The following is a 14,963-nucleotide window of genomic DNA, read 5'->3' on the forward strand; positions in this document are numbered from 1 at the left end:
ATAAAATTCTTTAGAAAAAAATTCAAAACAGTATGAAACGATTTTTTACAATAGCGACTTTGTTCGCAGTAACTTTTACGTCTTTTTCGCAATCCTTAGGCTATCAAGATTTAGGACTTTTATTCTCTCAAGACGATAATAACGGAACTGCTCGTTTTACAGCAATGAGTGGTGCTTTTGGAGCATTAGGTGGAGATATTTCATCAATAAATATAAATCCTGCAGGTTTATCTGTCTTTAATAACAGTCTATTAACAGGTACTTTAAACTCTAGAAGCTCAGATATTAATGCCAATTATTATGGCAACTCTACAACAACACAAAATGAATTTATTAATTTATCGCAAGTTGGTGCTGTATTAGTTTTTGATAGTGCTTACAAAAGTGATTGGACAAAATTTGCAATAGGTTTTAACTACAGAATTACAAAAGATTTTAATGATAACTTTATTGCAACAGGTAATAGTGACGTAACTACATTCAGCGAATTTCCTTTAGATAATAATGATCCTGCTTTTAATTATAATATTGCAGATGGGCAAAGCTTCGATAATCGTTACACAGGTGAATTAAGTGAATTTTCTGTTGGTTTTTCATCAGTTCATCAAAATAAATTACACGTAGGTTTAGGTCTTAATTTTTATGATTTAAATTTTAGTCAGCAATCAGATTTAACTGAATTGAATAGCGATGCAGATGGTAACGAATTAGACGCTTTTCTATATCAAGAAAACTTTTCTACAGGAACAGGTTTCTCTGCAAATGTAGGTTTTATTTATAAAGCAAATCAAAGTTTTAGATTTGGTTTATCTTACCAAACACCTACTTGGTTTACAGAAATTATCGAAGAAACTAATATTGTTGATAATGATGGTTATTTTGGTGATACAGAGATTGTGGTTAGAAATGATAATGATAATGCAGTTTACAGAAACACAGACTTTGGTGGTTTTCCAAGCCAAAATTTTATTTACAGACTAAAAACACCAAGTAAATTAACAGCAAGTGGCGCACTAATTTTTGGTAAAAAAGGGCTATTAAGTTTCGATTACACCAATAAGAACTTTAAAAACATTAGGCTTTCAGGAGCTGATTTTTCACCAGAAAATCAAGATTTTCAAGACAATTATAAAAACACTCACAACTTTAATATTGGTACAGAATGGCGTTTTGATAGATTTAGTTTAAGAGGTGGTTATAAATTTGAGCAAAGTCCAGATATAGCTGCTTTAGAATCTGATGATTTAAAAGGGTATTCTTTAGGTGGTGGTTATAATTTTGGGAATTTTAAAATAGATTTTGCATACAGTGATAGTAATAGAACTGCAGCCTATAATTTCTATTCTGGTTTTGATGTAAATGCCGCAGATTTAACTTTAGATAATAGAGTTTTTACAGCAACAGTTTCATTAAGCTTGTAGTAACAAAAGACATTTTTAAAAAAGACCTTATAATTCTAAAACATACAAGGTCTTTTTTATTGCATTTCAGTTTTTTGCCGTAATTTTGCGACTTACAATTATGATTATGCAAGAGACAAAAATTACCATACAAGAAACTACGAATAACACCATATTAAAATTTAATAGTACCAAAATTTTAATAAACGGAGGTAGTTATGAATTTTCTAATATAGACGAAGCTAAAAACTCACCTTTAGCACAACAATTATTCTACTTACCCTTTGTAAAAAAGATATTTATCACAGCCAATTTTATAGCAATACAACGTTTTGATATTGTAGAATGGATTGATGTACAAGATGAAGTTGCAGAACAAATTGAAGCTTATATTGCAGACGGAAATGTGGTTGTTAATGAACAAACCTCATCAACCAAAAAAGAAGCAATAGAAGTTTATGCAGAAGTTACACCAAACCCTGCAGTAATGAAATTTGGCACAAACAAATCATTGACTCAAACTGATGTTGAATTTAAAAATATAGAAGAAGCAAGTAAATCATCACCTTTAGCGCAAGCTATTTTCAATTTTCCTTTTGTAAAAGAAGTTTTTATTTCTGATAATTATATTTCAGTTACTAAATATGATATGGTAGAATGGAATGAGGTATTTGCAGAAGTAAGAAGCTTTATCCGTGAGTATTTAGTTGATGGTAAAACGATAATTAAAGAATTACCAAATCAAACATTAACAGAAACAAAAGCAGAAAATTCGGCTCCAAAAGTAGCATTAGAAGGTATACCGGCACAAATTGCAGATATTTTAGAGGAATACATTAAACCTGCTGTTGCTGGTGATGGAGGAAATATTGCTTTTCGTTCTTATGATGAGCAAAACAAAGTGGTTAGTGTAATTTTACAAGGCGCTTGTAGTGGTTGCCCATCTTCTACTGCAACTTTAAAAAACGGAATTGAAACTTTGTTAAAAGAAATGTTACCTAATCAAATTAACGAAGTTGTAGCTATTAACGGATAAGAATGTCAGCAGAAAAAATAAATCCATACAAAGATTCTAAACTAGGCAAAAAAGAACAAGTTGCCCAAATGTTTGATAATATTTCTGAAAATTACGATGGTTTAAACAGAGTAATTTCTTTAGGAATAGATGTAAAATGGCGTAAAAAAGTTGTAGAAATTGTTGGTAAAAACAATCCAAAACAGATTTTAGATATTGCTACAGGTACAGGAGATTTAGCTTTAATGATGGCAGACTTAAATCCTTATAGAATTGTTGGTTTAGATATTTCTGCAGGTATGTTAGAGGTTGGTAAACAAAAAATTGCCAAAGCGAATTTATCTGATAAAATAGAAATGATGGTTGGCGATTCTGAAGCTATGCCATTTGATGATAATACTTTCGATGCTATTACAGTTTCTTTTGGTGTGCGTAATTTTGCAAACTTAAATAAAGGGTTAAAAGAAATTGCACGTGTTTTAAAACCAACAGGAGTTTTAGTTATTTTAGAAACGTCTAACCCAGTTAAATTTCCTTTTAAACAAGGTTATAAATTATACACAAATCTATTTTTACCAGTTGTTGGTAAATTGTTTTCTAAAGATAAAGTTGCTTATTCTTATTTATCAGAATCTGCAAATTCTTTTCCTTTTGGTGAAGCTTTCAACAATATTTTACGAAAAAATGGGTTTACACATACAAAAGATACACCAGTAACTTTTGGAGTTGCCACAATTTATACTGCAAGCAAATAAAAATGATTAAAAAAATTATTCTTTTTAGCGTTTTTCTGATGATCTCAGCAACATTTTTTGCACAAAGAGAGCGTGTAGAAAACTTACCAACTTTCGATAAACGAAAAATACATTATGGTTTTTATTTAGGAATGAATCAAAATGATTTTAAACTAAATTTAAGAAATAGCGATGTTTTTGATGCAGACATTACTGTAGAACCAACTTATGGTTTTAACGTAGGTTTAATTGCAGAATTACGCTTGCATAAAAATTTAAGTATACGTTTAGAGCCAGGTTTGGTAAGTAATTCTAAGAATATAATTTTTAAACATTTAAACTCTACAGGTAACCCACAAGATAGTATTAGAGAAATTGGCTCTACATATTTACATTTTCCAGTGGTTTTTAAATTTAGTACAGACAGGTACAAAAACATTCGTCCTTATTTATTGGCTGGTGTTTCTTACGATCATAATTTTTCTAGTAACGAAGCCAATCAAGATGATAATTCATCTGGACAGTTTAGAATGACAACTAGTAATTTTATGTATGAAGCAGGAATTGGGATTGATATTTACCTATCGTACTTTAAATTTTCACCTTCTATTCGTGGAGTTTTCGCTATCAACAATGAAATAAAATACGATGATGACCCTAACAGTAATTGGACAGCTCCTATAAATTTTATGGGAACTCGTGGTATTTTCTTGAATTTTGCTTTTGAATAATTATTAGTTTTTACACAGAAGTTTTTATGTTTATTAGTGATAATAAATTATTAAAAATTCAATTTGATTTATTTTGATAAAATCTCACTGAAATTTATACACTAAAAATTGCTACTGATTACTGCTAACTGAAAAACTGAGTACTAAACATTTCTCTTAAATTCACTTAACAAAATAGCAGTTGCAGTTGCCACATTTAAGCTTTCAGTTTCTTGAGTTTCTCCAAATCTAGGTATTGATATTTTATTATTTATCAACTTTTTAATTGCATCAGATACTCCATTTGCCTCATTACCCATAATTAAAATAGCTTCTTTTGGCAATTCAGATTTGTATACATTTTCACCATCCATATCAGCAATAAATGATGGCAAATTGATTTCTTTTAAATAGTTTTCTAAATCTAAATATTTAATAGAAATTCTTGTTAAAGATCCCATACTTGCTTGCACAACTTTCTGATTGTAACAATCTACAGTTTCTTTAGAGCAGATTAATTGTGTTACCCCAAACCAATCACACAAACGAATAATTGTTCCTAAATTACCAGGGTCATTTACTTTATCTAAAGCAATCGTTAATCCATTTTTTTGAAGCGATTTTTCATCAGGAATCTTAAATAAACCTAAAACTTTATTCGGAGATTTTAAATTGCTGATTTTTTGCAATTCAACATCAGAAATTCTAATAATTTTATCCGAAGAAATTGTAGTTTCAAAATCATCGGTAGCAAATAAAAGATCAACCTCAAAAGAAGAGTTTAATAGTTCTTTAACAACTTTAACACCTTCTGCAATAAACAAATTGTATTTTTGTCGATACTTTTTTTGAGATAAACTTGTTATAGTTTTAAGTTGATTTTTTGAGATGCTCATTAATTTGTTCTAAATAGAAATATAACGTTGAAAAATACTATTTTTGATATTCTTTGGACTGCTAAAATAATGAAAAAACTTTCGTTCTATTTTTTATTCATCCTCTTTTTAATATCATGTAATTCTACAAAACATGTTATTGAAGGAGAACATATGCTTATTAAAAACGATATTTTTATAGACAGTGTAAAAACACAAGGTGCTGATTTACAAAAATACATTCTACAGAAACCAAATCCGCGTTTTTTAGGTTTACCTTTAGGTTTATACATCCATAATTTAGGAAATCATGATAAGCCAAAAACGCCAAGTGAGTGGGCGAAAGAAAACCCGCGTTCTTATAATTTTGTGAAAAGTATTTTTTCTGAAAAGCAAAGTATTGCTTACGCAAATTCATTTATAAATCTTAATGAATCTTTTTTAGATTATAAAGCTCCAGAAATTGTTAGTGATTTAAAAGTAAGAAGAACTGCGGATAACTTATGGGCGTATTATAAAACGCAAGGCTATTTTAACTCTTCTGTAAACGCTAAGATTAAAAGAGATTCTACACACAAAAAAGCGACTGTTAGTTATCATATTAAAAAAGGAAAACCAACAACTTTAGACACGATTAACATAAAAATAGAATCGCCTGTATTAGATTCAATTTATAAAAACTCAAACTTAGAAAGCCTTTTAAAAATGGGCGATCAATACAAAGACCAAACCTTTAGAAAAGAAGCTGCAAGTGTTGTAAAATTATACAGAAATAAGGGTGTTTATCATTTTACAGAATCTGCCTTAGGCTTTTATGTAGATTCTACAAGAACAGATTTTAAAACAAATGTAGATTTTATAATTTCAGCAAATCGTTTAATTGATGAAGATGGCCAATACAAAGAAAGACCTTATAAAGTACATACAATTAAAGAAGTAAATGTAATTACAGATTACTCATATACAAGAAAAGACAAAACATTTAGAGATACTTTAACTTATAATGGCATCAATTTTTCTGCATATCGCAAAATACGATATAATCCTAAATATTTATCGCAATCCTTATTTTTAAAACCGGGAGAAACTTATAAAGATACACTTACCAACTTAACAAGAACACATTTAAAATCTCTTCAAAATTTTAAATCAACCAACATTTCGTTTACCACAATTCCGGGTACAGATGATGAGCTTAAAATGGATATTTTACTAGCTCCGTTAGAAAAATACACTTTAGGTGTAGAAACTGAGTTAACACATTCTAATATTAGAAATTTAGGGGTTTCTGGTAAATTTTCTATTACCAACAGAAATACTTTTAAAGGTGCAGAATTATTAAAATTATCACTTTTGGGTTCTTGGTTCAATTCTAATAACGGGCCTGGTTGGGAAATTGGTGCAGATGCATCTGTAGAAATACCTAGATTTTTAGCCCCTTTTGGGTTAAGTAAATTAGTACCAAAAGAAATGTCGCCAAGAACATTAATTTCTTTGGGGTCTAGTTTTCAAAAAAATATTGGTTTAGACAGGCAAACATTTACTTTTCTTACGGATTATAAGTGGCAATATAATTCAAAGAAAACTATACAATTAGAAGTTTTAAATATGCAATACATTCAGAATTTAAATGTTGGTAGTTTTTTTACTATATATAATTCTGAATACGAAAGCTTAAACCAAGTTGCACAATCTTTTGATAATTTCAATTATAATAATACTGATAGAACTTTAGATTTACCAGAAGAAGCAATTTCTTTTATGCAAGCTGTTGCTAATGATAATTCTTTTCAAAATTCAAATCCAGAGGAATTTAATAATACCTTAAATATTTTAGATCGATATAATATCATTACTTCAGATTTTTTAATTCCTACTATTGCTTATAATTACACCTATAATAATCAATCTGATTTTAAAGACAATAATTTCTCCTTTTTTAGAGTAAGAGTTGCCAATTCTGGAAATATTTTTGGCCTATTATCAAAAAAGACAAATACCAATAATAAGAAAACTTTTTTAAGCATTCCTTTAGCAGAATATTTTAAAACGGATATAGAATATAAAAAGTTCTGGACACTTGGTACAGGCAACTCAGTTTTTGCTTTTAGAACTTTTTTAGGTGCAATTTTTACTTATGATAATTCTGATATTCCTTTCACAAAAAGTTATTTTGCTGGTGGTTCTAATGATATCAGAGCTTGGCAAACCTATGAGTTAGGACCAGGAGGTAGAAATTCTGGATTAGAATACAATGTTGGTAGCTTTAAATTTTTAACCAGTGCAGAATATCGTTTTGATGTAATTAATAGGTTAAAAGGGGCCATTTTTGTTGATGCAGGTAATATTTGGGATATTTCTAGTTCTGATTTTGTAGAAGAGGAAGCCAAATTCAATAGTTTATCTTCTTTAAAAAATATTGCTGTAGGTTCTGGTTTTGGCGCAAGATTAGATTTTAATTTCTTAATAATTCGTTTCGATGTTGGTTTTAAAACTTATGAACCTTATTTAGATGATAACAAATGGTTTAAGAATTATACTTTTAATGATGCCGTTTACAATATAGGTATCAATTATCCTTTCTAAAAAAAGGTAACGTTTTCGTTATTTTATGCGCCCTAATTGTAAAAAAACATACTAATTTTTAGTATTTTTGGTAAATATTTCAATTAAAAAATAGAAAAAATGAGTCATAATATTAAACCTGGTGTAGCAACAGGAAAAGAAGTTCAAGAAATTTTTAATTATGCTAAAGAAAAAGGATTTGCTTTACCAGCAGTTAATGTAATTGGTTCTAATACAATTAATAGTGTTTTAGAAACAGCTAAAGAATTAAACTCGCCTGTAATCATTCAGTTTTCTAATGGAGGGGCACAATTTAATGCAGGTAAAGGTTTATCTAACGAAAACCAAAAAGCTGCAATTGCTGGTGGTATTGCTGGTGCAAAACACGTAAACGAATTAGCAGAAGCATATGGAGTACCTGTAATTTTACATACAGATCACTGTGCTAAGAAATTATTACCTTGGATAGACGGTTTATTAGATGCTTCAGAAAAACACTTCGAAGAAACAGGTAAGCCTCTTTATAGTTCTCATATGATTGATTTATCTGAAGAGCCTTTAGAAGAAAATATGGAAATTTGTAAAACATACTTAGCTAGAATGAGCAAAATGGGTATGACTTTAGAAATTGAATTAGGTATTACTGGTGGTGAAGAAGATGGTGTAGATAATTCTGATGTAGATGCTTCTAAATTATACACACAACCAGAAGAAGTAGCATATGCTTACGAAGAGTTAATGAAAGTTTCTCCTCAATTTACAATAGCAGCTGCATTTGGTAATGTACACGGAGTTTACAAACCAGGTAACGTAAAATTAACACCAAAAATCTTAAAAAATTCTCAAGAATTTATCACTAAAAAATATGGTGTAGAAGAAAATCATATCGATTTTGTATTCCATGGTGGTTCTGGTTCTACAATAGAAGAAATTAGAGAAGCTATTGGTTATGGAGTTATTAAAATGAATATTGATACTGACTTACAATTTGCATTTACAGAAGGAATTAGAGATTATATGCAAGGTAAAGCAGATTATTTAGCAACTCAGATTGGTAATCCTGATGGAGCAGATCAACCAAACAAAAAGTATTACGATCCAAGAAAATGGTTACGTTTAGGAGAAGAAACTTTTAAAGCACGTTTAAAACAAGCATTTGCTGATTTAAATAATGTAGATACTTTATAATTTTATAAATAAAATTACTAAAAAAGCATTTTGATACTTTCAAAATGCTTTTTTTTTGTTTGCTACAAATACTTCATAAAAAATCTTTTACATTTGTAATCCGTTTCTTTTTTGCAGAAACGTTTTAAACAAACATAATTTTAAACAATCAAATCTATGAGTGCTTGGTTTAAAAGAACTGATAAAGGAATACAAACTGCTACAGAAGATAAGAAAGACACACCCAAAGGTCTTTGGTATAAAACGCCTAGTGGTAAAATTATAGATACAGAAGAATTAAAGAAAAACTTATATGTGAGTCCAGAAGATGGTTATCATGTAAGAATTGGAAGTAAAGAATATTTCGAGTTATTTTTTGATGAAAACAAATTCGAAGAATTAAATGAAAAATTAACTTCTAAAGACCCTTTAAAATTCGAAGACACTAAAAAATACCCAGAAAGATTAAAAGCTGCACAAGAAAAAACCAAATTAAAAGATGCTGTAAGAACAGCTGTTGGTAAATCTTTAGGTAAAGATATTGTTATTGCTGCTATGGATTTTGCTTTTATTGGTGGTTCTATGGGTTCTGTAGTTGGTGAAAAAATTGCACGTGCAATTAATTACTCTATAGAAAACAAAATTCCGTTTTTAATGATTTCTAAATCTGGTGGAGCAAGAATGATGGAAGCATCGCTTTCTTTAATGCAATTGGTTAAAACATCAGCAAAATTAGCACAATTAGCAGAAGTTAAAATACCTTATATTTCTTTATGTACAGATCCAACCACTGGTGGTACAACAGCTTCTTATGCTATGTTAGGCGATATTAATATTGCAGAACCTAATGCATTAATTGCATTTGCAGGTCCAAGAGTTGTAAAAGATACTACAGGTAAAGAATTACCAGAAGGTTTTCAAAGATCTGAATTTGTTTTAGAGCACGGTTTTTTAGATGCCATTTACGAGCGTAAAAACTTAAAAAAACAAGTAAATTTATATATCGATTTAATTCAGAATTTACCAATTAGATCAGAAGTAAAAGCTTAGAAAATCAAAACTTTACAAGTTATAGAAAACCAATAAAAGTGATACTTTTATTGGTTTTCTTTTAAAAAATAATTCTATATTTGCACCCTCAATGAAAAACTCATTGATATACATAAAAATCATTTAAAGAATATTGGCATGTACTTAACAAAAGAAATTAAAGAAGGAATCTTCGAAAAACACGGTAAAGGAAAAAATGATACTGGTTCTTCAGAAGGTCAAATTGCATTATTTACGCACAGAATCAACCATTTAACAGAGCACTTAAAGAAAAATCGTAAAGATTTTAACACTGAACGTTCTTTAGTAATGATGGTAGGTAAACGTAGAAGTTTATTAGATTATCTAAAGAAAACAGATATCTCTAGATATCGTGCAATAATTAAAGAATTAGGAATTAGAAAATAATTTCTTAACAAAAAGAGGCTCTATAAACGTGCCTCTTTTTTTATTTTTATTTCTTAAGTAAAGAAATGAAGTTGAGAAATTTAGAATTATAGTATTAGCAATTTCTCATCAAAATTAAATTCTGACTAACAAACAGAATTTTATAAAAAACTCAAAAGAACTAACAGCCCTTTTGAATTTCCATTGGAAAAACACACAACAACTGCAACACAACAACAAACAAATTAAAAATTAGAATTAAACATTTTTATGATTCCAAAAGTATTTAGAGAGGTCATAGACCTTGGAGATGGAAGAACCATCTCTTTAGAAACCGGTAAATTAGCAAAACAAGCTCACGGTTCAGTTGTTGTACAATCAGGTAAATGTATGTTATTATGTACTGTAGTTTCTAACTACACACAAGCAGATGTTGACTTTTTACCTTTAACTGTAGATTATAGAGAAAAATTTGCTGCTGCAGGACGTTATCCTGGAGGATTCTTTAAAAGAGAAGCAAGACCAAGTGATGGAGAAGTATTAACAATGCGTTTAGTAGACCGTGTTTTACGTCCATTATTCCCAAAAGATTATCACGCAGAAACTCAGGTTATGATTCAAATGATGTCTCATGATGATGATGTTATGCCAGATGCAATGGCTGGTTTAGCTGCATCTGCTGCTATTCAATTATCAGATTTACCATTCGAAACTCCTATTTCTGAAGTAAGAGTTGGTAGAGTAAATGGTGAGTTTGTAATTAACCCAACAAGAGCTCAATTAGCTGAAGCTGATATTGATATGATGATTGGTGCTTCTGCAGATTCAGTAATGATGGTAGAAGGTGAAATGGACGAGTGTTCTGAAGAAGAAATGGCAGAAGCTATTAAATTTGCACACGAAGCTATTAAAGTACAATGTGCTGCTCAAGTTGCTTTAGCAGAAGCATTTGGTAAAAAAGAAACACGTGAATATGCTGCTGAAGCTTCTGATGAAGATTTAGCAGCTAAAATTCATGAACTAGTATATGCTAAAACTTACGAAATTGCAAAAGCAGGTTCTGCAAAGCATGAAAGAAGTGCAGCATTTAGTGAAATTAAAGAAGAAGTTGTAAATTCTTTTTCTGAAGAAGAGCAAGCAGAATACGGAAAATTAATTTCTAAATATGTTGCAAAAGCTCAAAAAATTGCAATTCGTGATTTAACTTTAAATGAAGGTTTACGTTTAGACGGACGTAAAACTACAGATATTAGACCAATTTGGTGTGAGGTAGATTACTTACCATCTACACATGGTTCATCAATCTTTACACGTGGAGAAACTCAAGCTTTAGCAACAGTTACTTTAGGCACAAGTAGAGAAGCTAATCAAATAGATATGCCATCTTACGAAGGTGAAGAAACCTTCTATTTACACTATAACTTCCCTCCTTTTTCAACTGGTGAAGCTCGTCCTTTAAGAGGAACTTCTAGACGTGAAGTTGGTCATGGAAATTTAGCACAAAGAGCATTAAAAGGAATGATTCCTGCAGATTGCCCTTATACAGTAAGAGTTGTAAGTGAAGTATTAGAATCTAATGGTTCTTCTTCTATGGCAACTGTTTGTTCTGGAACAATGGCCTTAATGGATGCAGGTGTACAATTAAAGAAACCCGTTTCTGGTATTGCTATGGGATTAATTTCTGATGGTGATAACTATGCTGTTTTATCTGATATTTTAGGTGATGAAGATCACTTAGGAGATATGGACTTTAAAGTTACAGGTACTGCAGATGGTATTACAGCTTGTCAAATGGATATTAAAATCAAAGGATTAAGTTACGAGATTTTAGTAAAAGCATTAAAACAAGCAAGAGATGGTCGTTTACATATCTTAAAGAAGTTAACAGATACAATAGAAACACCTAATAATGATGTAAAAACTCACGCTCCAAAAATGATTACTAGACGTATCCCTAATGATATGATTGGTGCATTTATTGGTCCAGGTGGTAAGCATATTCAAGAGTTACAAAAAGAAACTGAAACTACAATTGTAATTACAGAAGACCCAGTAACAGAAGAAGGTATTATCGAAATTTTAGGAACTAAACCAGCAGGTATGGATGCTGTAATTGCAAAAATTGAATCAATGCTTTTTAAACCAGAAAAAGGTTCTGTTTACGAAGTAAAAGTAATTAAAATGTTAGATTTTGGTGCAGTTGTAGAATATACAGAAGCTCCAGGAAACGAAGTTTTATTACACGTTAGTGAATTAGCTTGGGAACGTACAGACAATGTTACTGATGTTGTTAATTTAGGTGATATTTTAGATGTAAAATATTTCGGAATTGATCCAAGAACACGTAAAGAAAAAGTTTCTAGAAAGGCAATTTTACCAAAACCAGAAGGTTTTAAAGAAAGACCACCTAGAGATAATAATCGTGGAAGAGACAACAGAGGTAGAGATAATCGTGGACGTGATAACAGACGTGATGATCGTAAACCTAGAGAAAGAAAAGAAGATTAAATTTTATACTGAACTCGTTTCAGTATCTTAATAAGTTTAAGAAAAATCGCCAATGATAATTGGCGATTTTTTTATGCTTTTTCGTTTCTTTGTGTTTCTTATGAAAATTCAAAGAATTACTTATTTATCTTTAGGAACAAACCAAGGAAACAAATTGGAAAACCTACAAAAAGCAATCAATTTAATTGCTGATAAAATAGGTGCTATTCTTAAAATTTCTTCAGTTTACAAAACAGCTTCTTGGGGTTTTGATAGTAACGATTTTTTTAATATCTGTTTAAAAGTTACTACTTATCATCCACCGGAAAAATTGATGCAAATTCTTTTAAAAATTGAAAGTGATTTAGGCAGAGAACGAAACAGTTCAACTGGTTATTCTGATAGAAATATAGATATTGATATTTTATTATTCGATGATGAAATCATCTTTTCTAAAACGCTAATTGTACCTCATTCAAAAATGTTAGAACGTAAATTTGTGATGGTTCCACTATCAGAAATTGCGGGTTCAATTCTTCATCCTATAGAAAAACAAAAAATAGCTGTTTGTTTACAAAATTGTAATGATACTTCTGAAATTTCTTTGGTTAATGAAAAATTAAAACGACCAATTCCTATATCAGAAAAATACAATTACATTGCTATAGAAGGGAATATTGGCGCAGGTAAAACATCATTATCTAAAATGATGTCTGATGAGTTTAATGCAAAAATTGTTTTAGAACGTTTTGCTGATAATCCTTTTTTACCAAAATTTTACGAAGACAAAGAACGTTATGCTTTTCCTTTAGAGATGAGTTTTTTGGCTGATCGTTATCAACAATTATCAGATGATTTAGCGCAACTAGATTTGTTTAAAAATTTTGTGGTTTCTGATTATTATATTTTTAAATCGTTAATTTTTGCACAAATCACTTTACATAAAGACGAATATTTATTGTACAGAAAAATGTTCGATTTAATGTATAAAGAAATTACAAAACCAGATTTATATGTGTATTTATATCAAAATACAGACAGGCTTTTAGAAAACATTAAAAAACGAGGTAGAGATTATGAGCAAAATATAGAAGCTTCTTATCTGCAAAAAATACACGATGGTTACAAAAGCTTTATAAGCACACAGCAAAATTTAAACACCTTAGTAATCGATGTTTCTGAACTTGATTTTGTAAATAATCCTGAAGATTATATAAACATTATCAATCAAATAAAAAAAGGTTAAAAGCTTATTTTTTAAGCTCTAATTTTTCTGCAAAGTAATCGCAAAAATCACGCATTGTTGCACTCATTTTTTGATCGTCTGTGGCTCTTTCAAAAGTATCTGCCATAGAAACTAATGTTTGATGATAGAACTGTTTCATTTCATCAACTGGCATATCTTTTGTCCATAAATCCATACGTAAAGTATCTTTTTTCTTGTGATCCCAAACAGAAATCATTACTGCTTTAGAGGTTTCTTTATCAATTCCACCATCTTTTGCAGTCCAAGAAATTGCTTCAGGAACTTTATTTTCGTCTAAACCTATTTTAAATTTTACTTCAGAATTATGTTTAACAGCCATTATCTTTTGGGTTTGTATTTAGATTTTGTGAAGATTACATCTTCATCCATTTTTAATAATTCTTGCAAAGATACATCATTATGTTGCATATAAGAATTAACAATTTGCCAACCTAACCAAACCCCTATTTTGCCTGGTGATAAATTATCTTGATCTGTATAAAATTTAGAAAAAGGAGCATTATCTAAAAACCTTTGATTCAGTTTTGTGTCTGTACTAAATAATAATTTTTTATCGATAAAGTACATCCAAACTTGTTCTTCATTTGCAATTGCCCAATTGAACTTATCTTCTGAATAGCCCATTATCTCTTGATCAGAAACTTCGGGTAAATACGAATCTAACAAATACATTTTTTTGCCTTCATAAATCATTTTATCAATAAATCTTCTTTTGTTTGATGGCTGTACTTGCTGTTCTATAATTGCACTTGCAACATCAACAATTATATGTTTTTTAGTATTATTTTCTTTGATGTATTTTGGGTAATCTGCATAAAATTGATGTTGTTTTCCCAAATATACATCCAAAGAAACAAGCATTAAACTATCTGCATAAATTACTCTATTTTCATAATCTATGTTGCTTAAAAGTGTAACTACATTAGGTACTTTAAACTTCGGATTGTAATATTTAACATGTTTAAAAAGTGATGAAAATTGTTTTTCTTCATCATTAAAATCAGCATAAATCTTTTGTGTTTCTGCAAACAATTTTTGTTCTTCTTTATCATTTATTTTAGCAAATGCCAAGCTATCTGTAAATGCATCAGGAAATAAATAAGGATACTTCTGTTTTACTTTTAATAAACTTTCTGTTGTTGCGTTATAAAAATCAACATCATATCTCTTTACAGAAAAATCAACTTTTACTTTAGAAACATCAATTTGTTGTTGTTTTTTATCAGAACAAGAAAAAAACAGACAGAAAACCATTAAAACTGCAAATAAAAATCTCATATTCTTTGTATCTTAGTCTTTGAATTAA

13 protein-coding genes are annotated in these 14,963 nt (G+C 29.7%); 10 read left to right on the plus strand and 3 right to left on the minus strand.

Annotated features, from left to right (window positions below; all coding sequences use genetic code 11):
- Nucleotides 1-32: 32 nt before the first annotated feature.
- The 4 genes from BW723_RS02440 to porT all read left to right on the plus strand — a co-directional run bounded on the left by BW723_RS02440 (nucleotide 33) and on the right by porT (nucleotide 3,880).
- Nucleotides 33-1,421, plus strand: coding sequence for an OmpP1/FadL family transporter (locus BW723_RS02440; protein ID WP_068362804.1), 1,389 nt, complete (start codon nucleotides 33-35; stop codon nucleotides 1,419-1,421).
- A 106-nt stretch (nucleotides 1,422-1,527) separates the two neighbouring features.
- The gene (locus tag BW723_RS02445) at nucleotides 1,528-2,436 is read left to right on the plus strand and encodes a NifU family protein (RefSeq protein ID WP_068363609.1); all 909 of its coding nucleotides are present in this window, start codon (nucleotides 1,528-1,530) and stop codon (nucleotides 2,434-2,436) included.
- 2 nt (nucleotides 2,437-2,438) lie between these two features.
- Complete coding sequence (gene ubiE, locus BW723_RS02450; protein WP_068362801.1) at nucleotides 2,439-3,170, plus strand: bifunctional demethylmenaquinone methyltransferase/2-methoxy-6-polyprenyl-1,4-benzoquinol methylase UbiE; 732 nt, start codon at nucleotides 2,439-2,441, stop codon at nucleotides 3,168-3,170.
- 2 nt (nucleotides 3,171-3,172) lie between these two features.
- Complete coding sequence (gene porT, locus BW723_RS02455; protein WP_068362799.1) at nucleotides 3,173-3,880, plus strand: type IX secretion/gliding motility protein PorT/SprT; 708 nt, start codon at nucleotides 3,173-3,175, stop codon at nucleotides 3,878-3,880.
- A gap of 143 nt (nucleotides 3,881-4,023) precedes the next feature.
- Here porT and BW723_RS02460 read toward each other — a convergent pair whose 3' ends face one another.
- Nucleotides 4,024-4,755, minus strand: a complete 732-nt coding sequence (locus BW723_RS02460) for a TrmH family RNA methyltransferase (RefSeq protein WP_068362796.1) — start codon at nucleotides 4,753-4,755, stop codon at nucleotides 4,024-4,026.
- 69 nt (nucleotides 4,756-4,824) lie between these two features.
- Here BW723_RS02460 and tamL point away from each other — a divergent pair, with 69 nt between their 5' ends.
- The 6 genes from tamL to folK all read left to right on the plus strand — a co-directional run bounded on the left by tamL (nucleotide 4,825) and on the right by folK (nucleotide 13,636).
- Nucleotides 4,825-7,320, plus strand: coding sequence for a translocation and assembly module lipoprotein TamL (tamL, locus tag BW723_RS02465; protein ID WP_068363607.1), 2,496 nt, complete (start codon nucleotides 4,825-4,827; stop codon nucleotides 7,318-7,320).
- A gap of 99 nt (nucleotides 7,321-7,419) precedes the next feature.
- Nucleotides 7,420-8,487: a class II fructose-bisphosphate aldolase gene (fbaA, locus tag BW723_RS02470; protein WP_068362793.1), complete on the plus strand. Its 1,068-nt coding sequence runs from the start codon at nucleotides 7,420-7,422 to the stop codon at nucleotides 8,485-8,487.
- A gap of 156 nt (nucleotides 8,488-8,643) precedes the next feature.
- Entirely contained in the window at nucleotides 8,644-9,516 is an 873-nt protein-coding gene (gene accD / locus BW723_RS02475) for an acetyl-CoA carboxylase, carboxyltransferase subunit beta (RefSeq protein WP_068362790.1), read from the plus strand.
- Nucleotides 9,517-9,654: 138 nt separating this feature from the next.
- Nucleotides 9,655-9,924, plus strand: coding sequence for a 30S ribosomal protein S15 (rpsO, locus tag BW723_RS02480; RefSeq protein ID WP_068362788.1), 270 nt, complete (start codon nucleotides 9,655-9,657; stop codon nucleotides 9,922-9,924).
- 249 nt (nucleotides 9,925-10,173) lie between these two features.
- A complete protein-coding gene (locus tag BW723_RS02485) occupies nucleotides 10,174-12,411 on the plus strand; it encodes a polyribonucleotide nucleotidyltransferase (protein WP_068362785.1) in 2,238 nt (745 codons plus the stop codon).
- Between the two features lie 100 nt (nucleotides 12,412-12,511).
- Nucleotides 12,512-13,636, plus strand: coding sequence for a 2-amino-4-hydroxy-6-hydroxymethyldihydropteridine diphosphokinase (gene folK, locus BW723_RS02490; protein ID WP_068362782.1), 1,125 nt, complete (start codon nucleotides 12,512-12,514; stop codon nucleotides 13,634-13,636).
- Nucleotides 13,637-13,640: 4 nt separating this feature from the next.
- Here folK and gldC read toward each other — a convergent pair whose 3' ends face one another.
- Together gldC and gldB are read right to left on the minus strand one after the other, a co-directional pair.
- Nucleotides 13,641-13,976, minus strand: coding sequence for a gliding motility protein GldC (gene gldC, locus BW723_RS02495; RefSeq protein WP_068362779.1), 336 nt, complete (start codon nucleotides 13,974-13,976; stop codon nucleotides 13,641-13,643).
- Nucleotides 13,976-14,935: a gliding motility lipoprotein GldB gene (gldB, locus tag BW723_RS02500; protein ID WP_068362776.1), complete on the minus strand. Its 960-nt coding sequence runs from the start codon at nucleotides 14,933-14,935 to the stop codon at nucleotides 13,976-13,978. The genes gldC and gldB overlap by 1 nt, the downstream gene beginning before the upstream one ends.
- Between the last annotated feature and the right edge of the window lie 28 nt (nucleotides 14,936-14,963).

The sequence above is a fragment of the Polaribacter reichenbachii genome, assembly GCF_001975665.1.
GTDB classification, from domain to species: domain Bacteria; phylum Bacteroidota; class Bacteroidia; order Flavobacteriales; family Flavobacteriaceae; genus Polaribacter; species Polaribacter reichenbachii.